This window comes from Citrobacter sp. C1, assembly GCF_014596895.2.
Lineage (GTDB): Bacteria > Pseudomonadota > Gammaproteobacteria > Enterobacterales > Enterobacteriaceae > Citrobacter > Citrobacter gillenii.
Genome location: NZ_CP115035.1, coordinates 2,550,031 through 2,568,513 on the forward strand (window position 1 = coordinate 2,550,031; position 18,483 = coordinate 2,568,513).

The 18,483-nt window shown below is 52.9% G+C and carries 17 protein-coding genes; 9 read left to right on the top strand and 8 right to left on the bottom strand.

All coding sequences use genetic code 11. The annotated features are described in order from the left end of the window. Positions 1-31: 31 nt before the first annotated feature. Positions 32-646, top strand: coding sequence for a Tat proofreading chaperone DmsD (dmsD, locus tag IB214_RS12285; protein ID WP_117343088.1), 615 nt, complete (start codon positions 32-34; stop codon positions 644-646). Further along, entirely contained in the window at positions 646-1,935 is a 1,290-nt protein-coding gene (gene clcB, locus IB214_RS12290) for a voltage-gated ClC-type chloride channel ClcB (protein ID WP_117343087.1), read from the top strand. Before dmsD ends, clcB begins: the two co-directional genes overlap by 1 nt. Here clcB and bioD read toward each other — a convergent pair. The 3 genes from bioD to IB214_RS12305 all read right to left on the bottom strand — a co-directional run bounded on the left by bioD (position 1,891) and on the right by IB214_RS12305 (position 4,960). Continuing rightward, positions 1,891-2,586: a dethiobiotin synthase gene (gene bioD / locus IB214_RS12295; protein WP_096757100.1), complete on the bottom strand. Its 696-nt coding sequence runs from the start codon at positions 2,584-2,586 to the stop codon at positions 1,891-1,893. The two genes, clcB and bioD, sit on opposite strands and share 45 nt — an antisense overlap. A 125-nt stretch (positions 2,587-2,711) precedes the next feature. Further along, positions 2,712-3,932, bottom strand: a complete 1,221-nt coding sequence (gene mlc, locus IB214_RS12300) for a sugar metabolism global transcriptional regulator Mlc (protein WP_115259946.1) — start codon at positions 3,930-3,932, stop codon at positions 2,712-2,714. Positions 3,933-4,060: 128 nt separating this feature from the next. Further along, positions 4,061-4,960, bottom strand: a complete 900-nt coding sequence (locus IB214_RS12305) for a LysR family transcriptional regulator (protein WP_117343086.1) — start codon at positions 4,958-4,960, stop codon at positions 4,061-4,063. Between the two features lie 96 nt (positions 4,961-5,056). On the opposite strand from IB214_RS12305, the gene IB214_RS12310 reads away from it, so the two are divergent. After that, positions 5,057-6,310, top strand: coding sequence for an MFS transporter (locus IB214_RS12310; protein ID WP_117343085.1), 1,254 nt, complete (start codon positions 5,057-5,059; stop codon positions 6,308-6,310). Between the two features lie 32 nt (positions 6,311-6,342). Here IB214_RS12310 and IB214_RS12315 read toward each other — a convergent pair whose 3' ends face one another. After that, positions 6,343-7,032 carry a type II CAAX endopeptidase family protein gene (locus IB214_RS12315; protein WP_117343084.1) on the bottom strand — a complete coding sequence of 230 codons (690 nt, stop codon included), beginning with the start codon at positions 7,030-7,032 and terminating at the stop codon, positions 6,343-6,345. Positions 7,033-7,210: 178 nt separating this feature from the next. On the opposite strand from IB214_RS12315, the gene IB214_RS12320 reads away from it, so the two are divergent. The 3 genes from IB214_RS12320 (at position 7,211) to IB214_RS12330 (ending at position 10,248) form a co-directional block, all read left to right on the top strand. After that, positions 7,211-8,698 (top strand): carboxypeptidase M32, encoded by a 1,488-nt coding sequence (locus tag IB214_RS12320; protein ID WP_117343083.1) that lies wholly within the window; start codon positions 7,211-7,213, stop codon positions 8,696-8,698. Between the two features lie 137 nt (positions 8,699-8,835). Continuing rightward, the gene (gene asr / locus IB214_RS12325) at positions 8,836-9,156 is read left to right on the top strand and encodes an acid resistance repetitive basic protein Asr (protein WP_115259947.1); all 321 of its coding nucleotides are present in this window, start codon (positions 8,836-8,838) and stop codon (positions 9,154-9,156) included. A gap of 270 nt (positions 9,157-9,426) precedes the next feature. Continuing rightward, positions 9,427-10,248 (top strand): serine protease, encoded by an 822-nt coding sequence (locus IB214_RS12330; RefSeq protein ID WP_117343082.1) that lies wholly within the window; start codon positions 9,427-9,429, stop codon positions 10,246-10,248. A gap of 35 nt (positions 10,249-10,283) precedes the next feature. Here IB214_RS12330 and mdtI read toward each other — a convergent pair whose 3' ends face one another. Both mdtI and mdtJ read right to left on the bottom strand, forming a co-directional pair. Next, positions 10,284-10,613: a multidrug/spermidine efflux SMR transporter subunit MdtI gene (gene mdtI, locus IB214_RS12335; RefSeq protein ID WP_040233868.1), complete on the bottom strand. Its 330-nt coding sequence runs from the start codon at positions 10,611-10,613 to the stop codon at positions 10,284-10,286. Beyond that, positions 10,600-10,965 (bottom strand): multidrug/spermidine efflux SMR transporter subunit MdtJ, encoded by a 366-nt coding sequence (gene mdtJ, locus IB214_RS12340; RefSeq protein ID WP_170972989.1) that lies wholly within the window; start codon positions 10,963-10,965, stop codon positions 10,600-10,602. The genes mdtI and mdtJ overlap by 14 nt, the downstream gene beginning before the upstream one ends. A 414-nt stretch (positions 10,966-11,379) precedes the next feature. Here mdtJ and IB214_RS12345 point away from each other — a divergent pair, with 414 nt between their 5' ends. Then, a complete protein-coding gene (locus tag IB214_RS12345) occupies positions 11,380-12,414 on the top strand; it encodes an AI-2E family transporter (protein ID WP_115258543.1) in 1,035 nt (344 codons plus the stop codon). A gap of 79 nt (positions 12,415-12,493) precedes the next feature. On the opposite strand, the gene pntB is transcribed toward IB214_RS12345, so the two are convergent. Next, positions 12,494-13,882, bottom strand: a complete 1,389-nt coding sequence (gene pntB / locus IB214_RS12350; RefSeq protein WP_096757109.1) for a Re/Si-specific NAD(P)(+) transhydrogenase subunit beta — start codon at positions 13,880-13,882, stop codon at positions 12,494-12,496. Positions 13,883-13,892: 10 nt separating this feature from the next. Further along, positions 13,893-15,422, bottom strand: coding sequence for a Re/Si-specific NAD(P)(+) transhydrogenase subunit alpha (gene pntA / locus IB214_RS12355; protein ID WP_096757110.1), 1,530 nt, complete (start codon positions 15,420-15,422; stop codon positions 13,893-13,895). 525 nt (positions 15,423-15,947) lie between these two features. On the opposite strand from pntA, the gene ydgH reads away from it, so the two are divergent. Both ydgH and IB214_RS12365 read left to right on the top strand, forming a co-directional pair. Then, positions 15,948-16,892 (top strand): DUF1471 family protein YdgH, encoded by a 945-nt coding sequence (gene ydgH / locus IB214_RS12360; protein ID WP_096757111.1) that lies wholly within the window; start codon positions 15,948-15,950, stop codon positions 16,890-16,892. Positions 16,893-17,078: 186 nt separating this feature from the next. Continuing rightward, positions 17,079-18,461: an amino acid permease gene (locus tag IB214_RS12365; protein WP_096757112.1), complete on the top strand. Its 1,383-nt coding sequence runs from the start codon at positions 17,079-17,081 to the stop codon at positions 18,459-18,461. Positions 18,462-18,483: the final 22 nt, after the last annotated feature.

Below are 18,483 nucleotides of genomic sequence, written 5' to 3' on the forward strand. Positions count from 1 at the left end.
GGGGAATCCCGCACTTTTCAGGATTGTTTGCATGACCTCTTTTTCTCAACGTGACAACTTCTCCACCGCCGCGCGCGTGCTGGGTGCACTATTTTACTATGCGCCAGACAGCGCAGAAGCGGCCCCGCTCATTAGTGCGCTAAGAGCCAATGGCTGGCAGACGCAATGGCCACTGTCTGACGATACGCTGTGCGAACTGGTTAGCCAGTTTCAGATTGAAGCCGATGAATCACTCTCACAGGCCTGGCAGCGTTTGTTCGTTGGTCCGTACGCACTGCCTTCTCCGCCATGGGGTTCCGTCTGGCTGGATCGTGAAAACGTCTTGTTTGGTGAATCCACGCTGGCATTGCGTCAGTGGATGCGCGACAACGGTATCCAGTTCGACATGCAGCAAAACGAACCCGAAGATCACTTCGGCTCTCTGCTGCTATTAACCGCCTGGCTTGCTGAAAATGGCCATCACAACGCGTGCGAACAACTGCTGGCCTGGCATCTGTTACCCTGGTCGGGCCGTTTCCTCGAAGTCTTTATCGAGAAAGCCGAACATCCGTTTTATCAGGCCCTGGGGGAACTGGCCCGACTCACGCTGGCGCATTGGCAGTCGCAGTTGCTGATCCCCGTCGCTGTGAAGCCATTATTTCGTTAATGCATCATTTGCACGCCTATCCCGACCTGCGCGCAATGCTTCGCCGTCTGGTGTTCGCTGCGCTGATTGGTATCCTGGCAGCACTGGCGGTGGCCGGGTTCCGCCACGCCATGCTGCTCCTGGAGTGGCTTTTCCTGAGTAATGATACCGGCAGTCTGGTTAATGCGGCGTCCAGTCTGTCACCACTGCGACGCATGCTGACCCCGGCTCTGGGCGGCCTTACCGCAGGCTTACTGCTGTGGGGCTGGCAGAAATTTAACCGGCAGCGCCCGCAGGCGCCTACGGATTATATGGAAGCACTGCAAACTGACGGCCAGTTTGACGTTAGCGCCAGCCTGGTGAAGTCGTTGGCGTCATTGCTGGTGGTCGCCAGCGGGAGTGCCATCGGACGTGAAGGCGCCATGATCTTACTGGCGGCGCTGGCAGCATCCTGTTTTGCACAACGCTTTACCCCACGCACGGAATGGAAGTTATGGATTGCCTGCGGTGCTGCCGCCGGCATGGCCGGTGCGTACCATGCGCCACTGGCCGGCAGCCTGTTTATTGCTGAAGTCCTGTTTGGCACGTTAATTCTGGCATCGCTGGGACCGGTTGTCGTCTCCGCCGTTGTCGCCTTGCTCACCACTCATTTACTCAGTGACAGCAACGCGCTGCTTTATACCGTGCATTTGTCGCGAGAGCTGCACGCGCTGGACTATCTGATGATTGTCAGTACCGGCGTGGCGGCAGGGATCTGCGGCCCTCTCTTTATGTGGCTGATGACCACCAGCCACACCGGTTTTTTACGCCTGAAACTTTCACCACCGTGGCAGTTGGCGCTGGGGGGATTGATCGTTGGCGTGCTGTCGTTATTCACACCAACCGTTTGGGGAAATGGCTACAGCGTGGTGCAGTCGTTTTTACTCTCCCCGCCGCTGCTTTCGGTTATCTCCGGGATTTTTATCTGCAAATTACTGGCTGTACTGGCCAGCAGTGGTTCTGGCGCGCCGGGCGGTGTGTTCACACCGACCCTGTTTGTCGGCCTGTCGGTTGGTATGCTGTTGGGTCGCCTGTGGGGATTCTGGCTTCCCGATACAGATGAGATTGCGGTGCTGCTGGGATTAACCGGGATGGCGACGTTGTTGGCGGCGACAACGCACGCACCGATTATGTCTACGCTGATGGTCTGTGAAATGACCGGGGAGTATCGTCTACTCCCCGGCTTATTGATTGCTTGCGTCGTGGCTTCCGTGCTGTCGCGAACGTTACGCCATGACTCTATCTACCGACAGCACGCTGCCGAGCATTGACAGTCGGATATACTGAGACAGCTCTCGCTGCTCTGCGCGCGGCAGGTACGGTAACTCGCCGATCAACGGGGCAGGTAATTTCTTGCCGAGCACGTCGATGATTTCAGCGTAATGCGCCAATCCGGGGTTAATGCGGTTCGCTACCCAACCAATCAGCGGCAGTCCGTCACTGGCAATCGCCTGCGCCGTAAGGATGGCATGATTAATGCAGCCTTCCTGAATCCCCACTACCATCAGCACGGGTAGCTGTTCCTGAACCACCCACTCCGACAACGGACGCAAATCGTTCATCAGACTGCGCCACCCGCCGGTCCCTTCGACCACCACGTGATCAACCTTTTCGCTCAGGCTGGCGAGTCCATTGGACAACAGGGTGTAGTTGATCGGGCCGCTATGCGCCACACTACTTTCGTCTTCGCTCAGCGCAATAGGATTGACCGCCTCGTAAGGCAATTCCAGGGAAGAAACGCTTTGCAGCACCAGCGCATCTTTGTTCCGCAAGCCTTCCGGCGTCTCTTTGCTGCCTTTAGCCACGGGTTTATAACCCGCAACACATTTACCCCCTGACGCTAACGCTTGTAGTAATGCGCGGGAAACCACTGTCTTCCCAACAGAAGTGTCTGTACCTGTAATAAAGAAACGCTTCAGCATCACTAACTCCACCGTTATGCTTTGAAAATATAAGCCAGGAAAATAATACAGTGGAGAAAGTCTAAGGTAAGAGAACCTGAATCAGCTTGAGATAGCGCAATTTTTTGTACAACAGTTAAAAAATGTTAACCCTGTAATAGACGAATCAACAAAGAACCGTTATACATCGCGTCCTTCACGAGTGCGGCCCCCGCCATCGTTCCCTGATTGGTAAACTGTGTGCTCTCAACAACAATGTGCTTACTGTAGGCTGGCAACGCCTGTTGGCGAATACTGTCAGCAATGGTCGGAAACAGAATATCTGCGGCCTTGCTGAGCGGAGAACCGATCAAAATCTTTTGCGGGTTGAATAAATTCACCATGATGGCCAGGATGCGTCCCACATGCGTACCGACGCCGTTAATAATATCTTTCGCCAATAAATCGCCCTGCATGGCGGCAAGGCATATTGAATCCACCGTCAACGGTTGGCCATGCAGTGAGGAGCTCATCGACTGCTTCAGACGCACCTGTGCGAGTTCAAGAACGCTGTCTACACTGGCTATCGTTTCCAGACACCCATGATTCCCGCAGTAACAACGCTTGCCATACGGGTCCACCTGCGTATGGCCAATCTCGACCAGACTGCTGCTGCCCGCATGCAGTAAATGGCCGTCGGTGATCACCCCCGCGCCCACGTTGTGGTCAATCACTACCTGAATCACGTCGCGGGCACCGCGCGATGCACCAAAAAGCGCTTCAGCCATGGTCCAGGCGCTGATATCGTGCTGAATGTATACCGGTACCCCGGTATGACTCTCCAGCGCGTCACCCAGTGGCATCTCTTTAACGTCATCGTAAAACGGCATGCGATGAACGATGCCATTCTCGGTATCGATAATGCCCGGCATGGTGATGGCAATGGACGTTAAGCGTTCAAGCTTTTGCTGATGACGAATGAAGAATTGATCGACCTGCGCAATCACACGATCGAGCAGCGGGATCTCGGAGACCAGCGCCATTTCAAGGCAATCTTCAACCACCAGTTTGCTGCTGAGATCGCGCAGTGCGAGAAAAATTTCGCCACGACTGATACGAATAGATAAGTAGTGCCAGGCTTCCGTCTCGACAACCAGGCCAACGGCCGGACGCCCACGACTCCCGGCTTCTTTGATTTCCAGTTCTTGCACCAAATGTGCTTCGAGCATTTCGCGGACAATCTTGGTAATACTGGCAGGCGCTAATTGCGCCAGGCGAGAGAGATCAATACGCGATACCGGTCCGAGCTGATCTATCAGGCGATAAACCGCGCCCGCATTGGTCTGCTTAATTTGATCGATATGCCCAGGCTGACTATCAGCAACCACCACTTACTCCCTTTATTTTCGCGCTCCGAAATAATCTGTAGGCTATGGTGAAGTACTTCAATGGTTTCCGTCAACTTTTTACTTAGCCGTGTGATTTACCGCACATTTTCACCGGTTTTTAAACTAATTTAAGCACGCTGTACCGCCGCTAAAAGCTGCTGGCGAAAGCGTTGCGCAGCATGGCTTTGCTCGCGATGTTTAGGCCACACCAGCCACATTTCAGATACAGCATCCTCTTCTGCTATCGGTACCCAACACATTTCATACAGCTGTACCCGTTTAAAGGAGGCTGGCAGAATAGACACCCCCAACCCCGCCGCCACCAGGCCGATAATGGTCATCGCCTCCCCGACCTCCTGAGTTATAGTCGGCTTCAGGTCGTAGCGACGCATCAGGCCAAGAATATCGTCATACAATCCGGTCCCCACGTGCGGGTCAAAAAAGACAAACGGCTCGCGGGAAAGTTCCGCCAGAGTAACAACCGGCTTTTGTGCCAATGGATGCGCTCGCGGGATCATCGCCATCAGCGGTTCGTGCAGGATAACCTCCCGGTGCAGAGTGTCAGGCAGTTGCGTATTGCGCAGCAGTCCCATATCCAGCGTCCCTTCGCTTAATGGGGCAATTTGCTCGCGGGTGTTCATTTCACGGGTTTGCATATGCACATCGGGGTAAGCCTGGCGAAAAAAGGACAGCGTATCTGACACCGCCTTAATAAACGGTGCTGAGGAGGTAAATCCGATACGCAACTCACCCGCTTCGCCCAAATGCAGACGTTCAGCTCTTGCTGCGGCTTCATTCACCAGCCCGAGGATCTGCCGACTGTCGGCCAGAAACTGCCTGCCTGCGGCGGTCAGCGCCACGCTGCGGTTGGTTCGCGCCAGCAATCTGGCACCCACCTGCTGCTCGAGGATTTGGATCTGTTGGCTCAACGGAGGTTGGGAAATGTTCAGCCGCGCCGCCGCACGGCCAAAATGGAGTTCTTCCGCAACCGCCACAAAGTAGCGCAGGTGACGCAGTTCAATATTCATATTTTTAAAATATTATTTGAGATTATTAATATATTAGACAGAATATTGTGATTTTCATACTCTAAAGACTAGTCCTGTATACCCAATGGATTTCATGTGAGCCGTACAACTACTGTCGATACTGCCCCGACAAGCGATGTTGATGAACAGATTATCTCCCCGCCAGATGCGTTTATAAAACGCGGCACCGCCTCTTTTATGCGCGTCACGCTGGCTCTGTTTTCCGCCGGGCTGGCGACATTTGCCCTGCTGTATTGTGTACAACCGATCCTGCCGGTACTGTCCCATGAATTTGGCGTATCGCCTGCCAGCAGCAGTATTTCACTGTCTATCTCCACCGCCATGCTGGCAATCGGTCTCCTGTTTACCGGCCCGCTTTCCGACGCCATTGGCCGCAAGCCGGTAATGGTCACCGCGCTCCTGCTGGCTTCCTGCTGCACCTTACTTTCAACGATGATGACCAGCTGGCACGGTATCCTGATCATGCGTGCATTGATTGGCCTGTCATTAAGCGGGGTCGCCGCGGTAGGTATGACCTATCTCAGCGAGGAGATCCACCCTAGCTTTGTCGCCTTTTCGATGGGGCTGTATATCAGCGGTAACTCGATTGGCGGCATGAGTGGCCGGTTGATCAGCGGAGTATTTACCGACTTTTTTAACTGGCGTATTGCGCTGGCGGCTATCGGCTGTTTTGCGCTGGCCTCCGCGCTGATGTTCTGGAAAATCTTACCCGAATCCCGCCACTTCAGACCGACGTCACTGCGGCCTAAGTCATTGTTTATTAATTTCCGCCTGCACTGGCGTGACCCCGGATTGCCGCTACTTTTCGTGGTCGGATTCTTATTGATGGGGTCGTTTGTCACGCTGTTTAACTACATCGGCTACCGCCTGATGCTGTCGCCCTGGGAACTCAGTCAGGCGGTGGTCGGCCTGCTGTCCGTGGCTTACCTTACCGGTACCTGGAGTTCCCCCAAAGCAGGGTCAATGACCACCCGCTACGGTCGTGGCCCAGTGATGTTGTTCTCGACTGGCGTGATGCTCGTAGGCTTGTTGATGACGCTGTTCACCTCACTGTGGCTGATTTTTGCCGGGATGCTGCTCTTTTCCGCCGGTTTCTTTGCCGCACATTCGGTGGCCAGCAGCTGGATTGGTCCGCGCGCTAAACGCGCCAAAGGTCAGGCCTCGTCGTTGTATCTGTTCTGTTATTACCTGGGATCGAGCATTGCGGGTACGCTGGGTGGCGTTTTCTGGCATAACTACGGCTGGAACGGCGTCGGCGGGTTTATTGCGTTGATGCTGATCCTTGCGCTACTGGTGGGGTCCCGTTTACATCACCGTTTGCACGCCTGATTGTGATGCCCGGTATCGCCGGGCACACCGCATTACGTGGACGGCACGAATGCCTGAGCCGCGATTTGCATGCCCACCACCGTCCCGTTCATCAAGATATGCAGCATAATTGGCATCAGTATGCCGTTACTTTTAATTCGGGCATAAATCAGAACCAGTGACACGATAAACAACAGCAATAACGTCCTAAAATCCACATACTGCGTGTGCATCAGCGCGAAAATGGCGGACACCACCGCAGACGTCAACCAGGTTTTATCCTTGAACCAGTACTGAAAGGCATTGAACAGGCAGCCGCGGAAAATCATTTCCTCATAAACCGGGGCAATAAATATCAGCGACAAACTCGACAGCCACAGCGCGTAACTACGTAGTGATACCTGGGTTGTCACCCATTCTTCATTTTGTCTTATTCCCAGCAGCCAGGGCCCGGCAAACTGCACCAGCAAAAGCGCGACAAATAAAATACCAAACCACGTCACGTTAAACGTGCCCTTTCCCAGACCTGCTCTTTTGCTAAAAAAGAAATAATACAGCGGTACCAGCACAACGAACTCCGCAGCAAACAGCAGTGGGAACAGTAATCCCTGCGCCTGTAACAGCGCGCTTTCAGCAAAAAAAAAGGGGACAAACGTGAGGCCAAACATCAGAATAAACATCGAAAAACAACCGGATACTGCCCGAGTTCTGGCGATATAGTCACTACTGATTTCCTGTTGCATACCGGCTCCCTGCTAAAAGATTACGCCATAGTTTAAAACATCAAATTTTGTTTATGATAAAAAGTATCATTATCACTTACAAGCTACCAACATTTCGCATTCTCTGCCGAGGAATGGGTAAATGCGGTAAATCACGTTAGACTCACAGGTCTGGTCCAACAGAACGAGAACGAAAATAATGAGTAACAGTACGAATTACCAACAGCTCACCCGCACGTTCCAGCGGCTCTCTCGCTTCTCCCACCTCTCGGCTATCGCCAGTTGGGACATGTTCACCATGATGCCTCCTGGTGGCAGCCAGGCCCGTGGCGAAGCGCTGGCGGAACTGAACGTCCTGGAACATCAGCTGTTAACCGATCCTAAGGTCGCCACCTGGATTGCCGGCGCGCAACACGAAGAATTGAATGATGTTGAACAGGCCAATTTGCGAGAAATGTCGCGTCTGCATCATCAGGCATCATTGTTGCCGGAATCACTGGTTGAAGCCAAATCCCTTGCGGGTAGCCGCTGCGAACACGCCTGGCGCAGCCAGCGCCCGGCCAATGACTGGGAAGGTTTTGCTGAGAACCTGAAGGATGTGGTGAAGTACAGCCGCGAAGAGGCCAGGCTGCGTGTCGAGGCCAAAGGTTGTTCACCGTATGATGCGCTGCTGGATGTGTTTGAACCAGACATGACCAGCGCCCGCCTGGACGTGTTATTCGCCGACCTCAAAGGCTGGCTACCGGACCTGTTAAGCAAGGTGGTCGCCAAACAGTCCCGGCAATCGTTAATCGCGCCGGTTGGCCCTTTCCCGACGGCGGTGCAGCGCGAGTTAGGCCTTGAGACCATGGCGCAGTTGGGATTCGACTTTGCGGGCGGACGGCTGGACATTAGCGCCCACCCATTCTGCGGCGGCGTACCGGAAGATGTGCGTATCACCACACGGTATGATGAAAACGAACTGCTGAGCGCACTGTTTGGCGTTATCCATGAAACCGGCCATGCCCGCTATGAGCAGAACCTGCCGCGTAACTGGTCCGGTCAACCTATCGCCCAGGCACGCTCGACCGCGATTCATGAATCCCAAAGCCTGTTCTTTGAAATGCAGCTGGGTCGAAGCAGCGCCTTCCTGACGCGGCTAATCCCGGCGGTGAAGCGGCATTTTGGCGATCAACCCGCCTTTGAAGAAAGCAATTTTATCGCCTGGAACCAGCAGGTGAAGCCGGGCTTTATCCGCGTTGATGCCGATGAAGTGAGCTACCCCGCCCACGTGATCCTGCGCTACGAAATCGAGCGAGCGTTGATTAACGGCGACATTGAAGTCGATGATATTCCGGCCTTATGGAATGAGAAAATGCAGGCGTGGCTGGGGCTGTCAACCATCGGCAATTACCGTAATGGGTGTATGCAGGATATCCACTGGACCGACGGTGGCTTTGGCTACTTCCCTTCCTATACCCTTGGTGCCATGTATGCAGCACAGTTGTTTAGTGCGGCAAATCGCGCGTTGCCGGGGTTAGAAACGGCCATTGCTCAGGGTGATTTCAGCGCTCTGTTTGACTGGTTACGCCAGAACATCTGGCAGCACGGTAGCCGCTTTACCACCGAACAGCTGATTACGCAGGCCACCGGTGAACCACTCAGTAGCCGCTATTTCCGCGCACATCTGGAAGCCCGTTATCTATAATTGCTTACCGTGAGTCATTGTACATATGGTTACACGCCGAAACCAATGACTCACGGAAGCCTTGATATTACAGCGATATAGTTATTTCAACGGCCCCGCAGTGGGGTTGAATGAAAAACCAAATCGAGGGTATGACAATGAAAAAAGTATTAGCTCTGGTTGTTGCCGCTGCTATGGGTCTGTCTTCTGCTGCATTTGCTGCTGAAACAACGGCCACCACGACTCCGGCCGCTGCAGCCACCACCAAAGCAGCCCCGGCTAAAACCACACATCATAAAAAACAGCACAAGGCGGCACCGCAGAAAGCGCAATCTGCCAAGAAACACACCAAAAAAACCACCGCTAAACCTGCAGCAGAACAAAAAGCACCAGAGCAAAAAGCACAGGCAGCTAAAAAGCACAGCAAAAAAGCCGTAAAACACGACGCAGCTAAACCTGCGGCTCAGCCAGCGGCATAATCCGTCAGAAATAACGCTGGCGTCCCCCACGCCAGCGCCTACGGCGCTAGCTCTTGTCGGTTTAGCGCCGCGTTTCGGAGGGTAAAAGGGTGTCCCATTACCGCTTTGAGTTCATTCTTATTACACTGATAATTTGCGGCCTTATTGCCACGCACTTTTATCTTTCCTGAGTGTAGTTACCTGATTTTACTCCCACTTTCCCACCGTCCCGTCTATAGTATTCATTGAGGGTTTGCTTTTAATAATCATAATTCCCCACCAGAGTGTGATATGCATAAAACCATTGCGGTATTACTGGGTTCTATTTGTCTTTCTCCTGTCGTTGCGCATGCGGATCGGCCAGCAACGCCTGCTACTGAAGCTGAAGACATTAAAACGCTCTTCTTTGGTCATGACGATCGCGTACAGATCCCAGACCCGACTCAATCGCCCTGGGACGCCATCGGACAACTGGAAACCGCCAGCGGTAACCTGTGTACGGCCACGCTCATTTCTCCGCATCTGGCCTTGACCGCCGGGCACTGTCTGTTAACGCCCCCTAAAGGCAAGCCGGATAAAGCCGTTGCGCTGCGCTTTGTGTCAAAAAAAGGCGTCTGGCGCTATGAAATCCACGGCATTGAGGCACGGGTTGATCCTTCACTTGGCAAGCGCTTAAAAGCGGATGGCGACGGCTGGATTGTGCCCCCTTCTGCGGCACCCTGGGATTTTGGTCTGGTGGTGTTGCGTTACCCCCCATCAGGAATTACACCGCTTCCCTTGTATGAAGGCGATAAAACCGCATTAACCGCTGCGCTGAAAGCCGCCGATCGCAAAGTCACTCAGTCAGGCTACCCGGAAGACCATCTGGACGATCTGTATGCGCATCAGGATTGTGTAGTGACCGGCTGGGCGCAAAACACCGTCATGTCTCATCAGTGCGACACGCTCCCAGGTGACAGCGGTTCCCCATTGATGCTGAAGACAGATGCGGGCTGGCAATTGATTGGTGTGCAGAGTTCCGCGCCGGCGGCGAAAGATCGCTGGCGGGCCGATAACCGCGCGATTTCGGTCACCGGTTTTCGCGATAAACTGGACGCGTTAGCGAAGGGATAACAACATGCTGCCCGCAGATACAGGCAGCATTTTTATCAGGCGAGTTTAATCATTATCATACCGGCCAGCAACAATGCCACGCCGATCCAGCCTTTATTATTCAGGCGCTGACCAAAAAGCACCCAGCCTGCGGCCAACGTGGCGGCAATCCCGAATCCCCCCCACAGGGCATAAGCAACGGAAAGGTCGATGCCTTTTACCGCCTGAGACAGCGCACTAAAGGCTGCCAGCACGGCGACCAATGACAGCACGCCATAGGCTTTACGACGAAAACCATCGGAAAATTTCAAAAAAACGTTAGCGACAATTTCCAGCACAATGGCCATCCCCAACCAGGCGCCGTGAACCCATTCAAACTGCTGCATGGGTCACCTCGCCCCTCGCTTTTGCTGGCTTTCGTGTGCCTGATTTAATCAGCACGATACCGAACACTAGCGAGACTAATCCGGCCACCTTCATCGCCGACAGGGTTTCGTCAAATAACAGCACGCTAAACAGCGTAATAAATAAAATACCGATACCTTCCCATAACGCGTAGGCCACGCCGAGGGCGATTTTTTTAACGGCGAAACTGAGAAAAATATACGATAAGGCGATCATTACCAGCATTAAAATAAAGCCCGCATTACCATTACCTACGCTTGCCCATTTCATCGACAGCGTACCTGTAATTTCAGCCGCAATGGCCAGACCTAATAAAATCCAGTAAAACATGATACTTCTCCTGCTAGAGAATAAAGTCCTTTGGGCTTACTGCATGCAGCAAACCAAAAAATAAAATCAGATAGCTCAGCGCATAACGCCAGCTCAGGCAGAAGAAGGGACTAAAGCGCGTTGCGCCAGAGTTGCTCACCTGCAAGCAGGAAAGTAGAAGAGGTACGAAGAAGTGTAGGTAAACGCAAAAACATCCTGAACGTATTGTCCATAATATTACAATTATCCGCAGTGTTGCTTCTCGTCATCGCGGATGATAATTGTCCTCGGTAGTTAAACACACGCAATTTGTATCATAGGTTCAAGACGAACTCAAAATCTTTTCACTTCTTTACCTGGTTCGTTTGATTTTTGTTATAACGACTCGAGGCAGATCACACTATTATCCAGGTTCAGGATAACTCTTCAGGAATAAACATGGCGAAACCCATTATCACGCTTAGCGGCCTAAAATTAGTCATTATGTTGGGCATGCTGGTGATCATTCTGACCGGCGTCCGCTTTGCGGCCGATATCATTGTCCCCTTTATTCTGGCGTTATTTATTGCCGTGGTGCTTAATCCCGTGGTCCAGCGAATGGTCAAACTTCGCATTCCGCGAGTATTAGCCGTGTCATTGCTGGTGGTTATTATTGTGATGCTAATGGTGCTGCTTTTAGCATATTTAGGGACATCCTTAAATGAATTAGCGAGAACGCTACCGCAATACCGTTCTTCACTGGTTATCCCGCTGAAAAATATCGAACCGTGGCTGCAGCGCGCGGGAATTGGTGTTTCCGTCGACGAACTCGTGAAGTATATCGACCCTAATGCGGCGATGACGCTGGTGACCAATTTGCTGACGCAATTGTCCAATGCCATGTCATCTATCTTTTTACTGCTGCTGACCGTCGTGTTTATGCTACTGGAAGTGCCACAGTTACCCGGCAAACTCAAACAAATGATGAGCAGACCCGTTGAGGGAATGGCCGCTATTCAACGCGCAATCGACAGCGTGTCACACTACCTGGTCCTCAAAACGGCCATCAGTATTGTCACCGGTCTGGTCGCCTGGGGCATGCTGGCCGCACTGGATGTCCGCTTCGCATTTGTCTGGGGACTGCTGGCTTTCGCGCTGAACTACATCCCCAATATCGGATCCGTGCTGGCGGCGATCCCCCCTATTGCTCAGGTACTGGTGTTTAGCGGATTTTACGATGCCCTGGTGGTGCTGGCGGGCTATCTGGCGATTAACCTGATATTCGGTAACATTCTCGAACCGCGCATCATGGGACGCGGACTGGGGCTATCGACGCTGGTGGTTTTTCTGTCGTTGATATTCTGGGGCTGGTTACTGGGACCGGTTGGCATGCTGCTTTCTGTCCCACTCACCATCATCGTTAAAATTGCACTTGAGCAAACTGAAGGCGGCCAAAGCATTGCCGTTTTGCTGGGCGATCTCAATAAAGCGTGAAGCCGCCTCTCTCACTAATAAGCGGAATGTGCCATAAAAAAACGGCCTCCGAGGAGGCCGTATGACATGTTAGTAATAATTACAGCGCTTTCAGAATCGCATCCACGCTGGCTTTGGCATCGCCAAACAGCATATGGGTGTTATCTTTAAAGAACAGTGGGTTCTGCACGCCGGCATAACCGGTATTCATTGAACGTTTAAACACAATGACGTTCTGCGCCTTCCACACTTCCAGAACCGGCATACCGGCGATTGGGCTTTTCGGATCGTCCAGCGCCGCCGGGTTAACGGTATCGTTCGCGCCGATGACCAGTACGGTGTCTGTATCAGCGAAATCATCGTTGATTTCATCCATTTCCAGCACGATATCGTAAGGCACCTTCGCTTCCGCCAGCAGCACGTTCATATGCCCCGGCAGACGCCCGGCAACCGGGTGGATACCGAAACGCACCTTGATGCCGCGTGCACGCAGTTTTTCGGTGATTTCGGCCACCGGATACTGTGCCTGCGCCACCGCCATGCCATAGCCTGGAGTGATAATCACCGAGTGCGAATCCTTCAGCATTTCTGCCGTTTCTTCCGCGGAAATCTCGCGATGCTCACCCGCTTCCTGATCGTCACCAGTAGAAGAACCGTCGGTACCAAAACCACCGGCAATGACGCTGATGAAGGAGCGGTTCATCGCCTTACACATAATGTAAGACAGGATCGCACCCGAAGAACCCACCAGCGCACCGGTAACGATCAGCAGATCGTTGCTCAACATAAAGCCCGCCGCCGCTGCCGCCCATCCTGAATAGGAGTTCAGCATCGATACCACAACCGGCATATCTGCCCCGCCGATAGACGCCACCAGATGCCAGCCAAACGCCAGCGCGATAATGGTCATCACCAGCAACGCCAGAACCTGCAGACCCACGCTTTCAGTACGCACGAACAGCACCAGCAGCAGGAACGAAACCACCAGCGCCGCAAGGTTCAGCTTGTGGCGATTCGGCAGCATCAGCGGCTTAGAGGATATCTTGCCGCGCAGTTTACCAAACGCCACAATAGAACCCGTGAAGGTCACCGCACCGATGAAGATGCCAAGGAACACTTCAGTCAGGTGAATATTCACCAGAATCGGTTCCAGACCCGCTTCGTGATACAGGTAGCTGTTAAAACCAACCAGCACCGCCGCCAGGCCAACGAAGCTGTGCAGGATCGCCACCAGCTCCGGCATCTCGGTCATTTCGACTTTCTTCGCCAGACGAATACCAATCGCGCCACCGATGATCATGGCAACCAGAATCCACGCGACGTTACCGGTATCCGGACCAAAGATCGTGGCAATCAGCGCAATCGCCATCCCGGCGATACCGAAGTTATTACCCTGCTGGGACGTTTCATGCTTAGAAAGCCCCGCCAGGCTGAAAATAAACAGGATCGCGGCAACAATGTATGCAGCTGTAACTAATCCTCCAGACATGTGCTACCCCTTAGTTTTTCCGGAACATTTTCAGCATGCGCTGAGTCACGGTGAAGCCACCGAAAATATTAATGCTGGCAATAAGTACCGCGATAAAGCTCAGGAAACTCACCCAGCCACCCTGGCCAATCTGCAATAATGCCCCCACAACGATGATCCCGGAGATGGCGTTCGTCACAGACATCAGCGGCGTATGCAGCGCATGCGACACGTTCCAGACCACGTAGTAACCGACCACGCAGGAAAGCGCGAACACGGTAAAGTGGCCAAGGAACTCTTTTGGCGCCACATCGGCCAGCCAGCCAAACAGAATAACCACCAACGCCATCAGGGCATATTTACGCCACGGTGAGACTGGTTTTTTCTCTTCAACCGGTGCAGGTGCAGCTTTTGCTGCCGCCTGAGGCTGAGCGGAAACCTGGATCGGCGGCGCAGGCCAGGTGATTTCACCTTCGCGAACCACCGTCACACCGCGCACCACCACATCGTCGAAATCCACGGTGATATTGCCGTCTTTCTCTTTGCACAGCAGCTTCAGCAGGTTAACGAGGTTGGTCCCGTATAGCTGGGAAGACTGCGTCGGCAAACGGCCCGGAAGGTCGGTATAACCAATAACCTTGACGCCGTTCTCGGTCGTGGTCACCTGATTCGCCACGGTGTATTCGCAGTTACCGCCGTTTTGCGCAGCGAGATCGACAATCACGCTGCCCGCTTTCATGGAGTCAACCATTTCACGGGTGATCAGTTTCGGGGCCGGTTTACCCGGAATCAACGCGGTGGTGACGATAATATCGACGTCTTTCGCCTGCGCGGCGAACAGTTCCATTTCCGCTTTGATAAACGCTTCGGACATCACCTTGGCGTAACCATCGCCGCTGCCCGCTTCCTCTTTGAAATCCAGCTCGAGGAATTCAGCGCCCATACTTTGCACTTGTTCTTTCACTTCCGGGCGCGTATCGAAGGCGCGAACAATCGCCCCCAGGCTGTTGGCCGCACCAATGGCCGCAAGACCCGCCACCCCGGCACCGATCACCATCACTTTGGCTGGCGGGACCTTACCCGCGGCGGTAATTTGTCCGGTAAAGAAGCGACCGAACTCATGCGCCGCTTCAACAATGGCGCGATATCCGGCGATGTTGGCCATCGAACTGAGGGCATCCAGCGACTGCGCACGCGAAATACGCGGTACGGAGTCCATTGCCATCACGGTGACATTGCGCTCGGCGAGTTTTTGCAGCAACTCCGGGTTTTGCGCCGGCCAGAGGAAACTGACCAGCGTGGTCCCCGGATTCAACAACGGAATCTCAAATTCTTCTGGTGCGTTGACCTTCAGGATAATCTCTGACTGCCAGACCGCATCCCCGTCAACAATTTCCGCGCCCGCTTGCACAAACGCCTTGTCGTCAAAACTTGCCAGTTGACCCGCGCCGCTTTCAACCGCGACGCTAAAACCCAGCTTCAGCAGCTGCTCAACCGTCTTCGGTGTGGCTGCTACGCGGGTTTCATTGGTTAACCGTTCTCTTGGTATGCCAATTCGCATAATGTTCCCTTCCATCTGTATTTTTGATGATGGTTTATCAATGTTCGCAAGCGGCCTGCGCGCACTTACGTAAGAGGTAAGTGTTACCCCAACAAAATAAAACAGTAACAAACTCTGTATAACCTACTGAAATTAACGCCTGTGATCTAGCGCCAAAAAACAGTATTTATTATGAAATTCGCAAAACCGGGATGAATTAACCCGCAGACAGGGATAATGCCCTTGAAATAGCCCGCAAAGGCCGATAAATCGCTCAAGCCAAGCGGCAAAACATGATTAAGCGCCACCACGGAACAATTGATTAACATTAAATTAACTTATGAAATTCAACCGATTTATCAGTTTTAGCGCTGAAATGCCGAATTTTTAGACATATCACTAAATGTTATCGATGTTGTTACGACGGCTGGCACGATGAGTGAAAAATGACGCAGACACTGACACAATTTAAATGCAATAATCAGCCACGTTTCTAGTCAATAACAATACCAGTACCTGGTTTGCGCAAGGCGAAGGATTATTTTTATGAAGCTTAAGAACACTCTCCTGGCGTCCGCACTTCTTTCTGCGACTGCTTTTTCTGTAAATGCAGCGACAGAATTGACGCCGGAGCAAGCGGCTGCCCTGAAACCCTATGACCGCATTGTGGTGACCGGCCGTTTTAATGCTATCGGTGATGCGGTTGCCGCCGTATCCCGCCGTGCAGATAAAGACGGTGCAGCCTCCTTTTACGTTGTTGATACCTCAGATTTTGGCAGCGGCGGTAACTGGCGTGTTGTTGCCGACGTCTATAAAGCCGACGCAGAAAAAGCGGAAGCTAACAAAAATCGCGTCATCAACGGTGTTGTAGAATTACCCAAAGATCAGGCCGTGTTGCTGGAACCGTACGATACCGTCACGGTGCAGGGTTTCTACCGTAGCCAGCCTGAAGTCAACGACGCCATCACCAAAGCGGCGAGAGAGAAAGGGGCTTACTCTTTCTATATTGTCCGTCAGGTCGATGCTAACCAGGGTGGCAACCAGCGTATTACCGCATTTGTCTATAAAGCCGATGCGAAAAAACGTGTTGTACAAAGCCCTGACGCCATCCCAGCTGATTCTGATGCCGGACGTGCAGCATTAGCAGCCGGTGGCGAAGCCGCGAAGAAAGTTGAGATCCCGGGCGTAGCTACCACCGCATCTCCGAGTGCAGAAGTGGGTCGTTTCTTCGAAACGCAGTCAACCAAAGGTGGACGTTACACTGTCACGCTTCCGGACGGTACGAAAGTAGAAGAACTGAACAAAGCAACCGCCGCTATGATGGTGCCGTTTGACAGCATCAAGTTCACCGGTAACTACGGCAACATGACTGAAGTTTCTTATCAGGTTGCTAAACGTGCCGCGAAAAAAGGCGCCAAGTACTACCACATTACCCGCCAGTGGCAGGAACGTGGTAACAACGTGACCATCAGTGCCGATCTGTATAAATAACGGTCACGAGTAACAATATAAGGCGGCTTTTTGCCGCCTTTCGCATTTTTAGTCACAAATCTCCCCATGCCCATTGCATGCGCTCCCTTCTCTCCGTAAAATTCCGCGCCTTAGTGGCTTCCTCCATTTTTATGCGGTTTGCCAAAATAATTATTCTCTCACTCTCGTTTTTGTCACTGGATACAAATGGAAAAGAAATTGGGTCTGAGCGCACTGACCGCGCTGGTTTTAAGCTCAATGCTCGGCGCGGGCGTTTTCAGCCTGCCACAAAATATGGCAGCGGTTGCCAGCCCGGCCGCATTACTGATTGGTTGGGCGATTACCGGCGCGGGAATTCTCCTGCTGGCCTTTGCCATGCTCATCCTGACGCGCATCCGTCCCGATCTGGACGGCGGTATTTTTACCTACGCCCGTGAAGGTTTTGGCGAACTGATTGGTTTCTGCTCGGCATGGGGTTACTGGCTGTGCGCCGTGATCGCCAACGTTTCTTATCTGGTGATCGTTTTTTCCGCACTCAGCTTCTTCACCGATACGCCTGAATTGCGTTTATTTGGCGATGGAAATACCTGGCAGTCTATCGTCGGGGCCTCAGTGCTGCTGTGGGTGGTCCATTTTCTGGTATTACGCGGTGTACAAACCGCCGCCAGCATTAACCTGGTAGCGACACTGGCGAAATTATTGCCGCTGGGTCTGTTTGTCGTGCTGGCCTTTATGCTGTTTAAGCTTGATACCTTTACCCTGGATTTTACCGGTATTGCGCTGGGTGTTCCGGTCTGGGAACAGGTCAAAAACACCATGCTCATCACGCTGTGGGTGTTCATCGGGGTAGAAGGCGCGGTCGTAGTGTCAGCACGTGCCCGCAATAAACGCGATGTCGGTCGCGCCACGCTGTTGGCGGTATTGGCCGCACTGGGTGTTTATCTGTTGGTTACCCTGCTTTCCCTTGGCGTGGTTGCTCGCCCGGAACTGGCTGAAATCCGTAACCCGTCAATGGCCGGACTGATGGTCAAAATGATGGGGCCGTGGGGTGAAATTATTATTGCGGCCGGTCTGATAGTTTCCGTCTGCGGTGCCTATTTAAGCTGGACGATTATGGCAGCCGAAGTGCCGTTTCTGGCATCGACGCACAAAGCGTTCCCGCGCATTTTCGCACGTCAAAATGCGCAAGGTGCACCGTCGTCTTCACTGTGGCTCACCAATATCTGCGTACAGGTGTGTCTGGTGCTAATCTGGCTCACAGGCTCTGACTATAATACGCTGCTGACGATTGCCTCCGAGATGATTCTGGTGCCTTATTTTCTCGTTGGCGCATTTTTGCTGAAAATCGCCACCCGCCCGATTCATCAGGCTGTTGGTGTCGGTGCCTGCATTTATGGCTTATGGTTATTATATGCTTCTGGCCCAATGCACCTGCTGCTGTCTGTGGTGCTGTATGCGCCAGGATTATTGGTCTTTCTTTACGCCAGAAAAACGCACACGCACGATAACGTGCTGAACCGCCAGGAATTGGTTTTGATCGGCCTGCTACTGGTCGCCGCCGTTCCGGCTACCTGGATGTTGATGGGGTAAACGTCATACCCATCGTTTGATG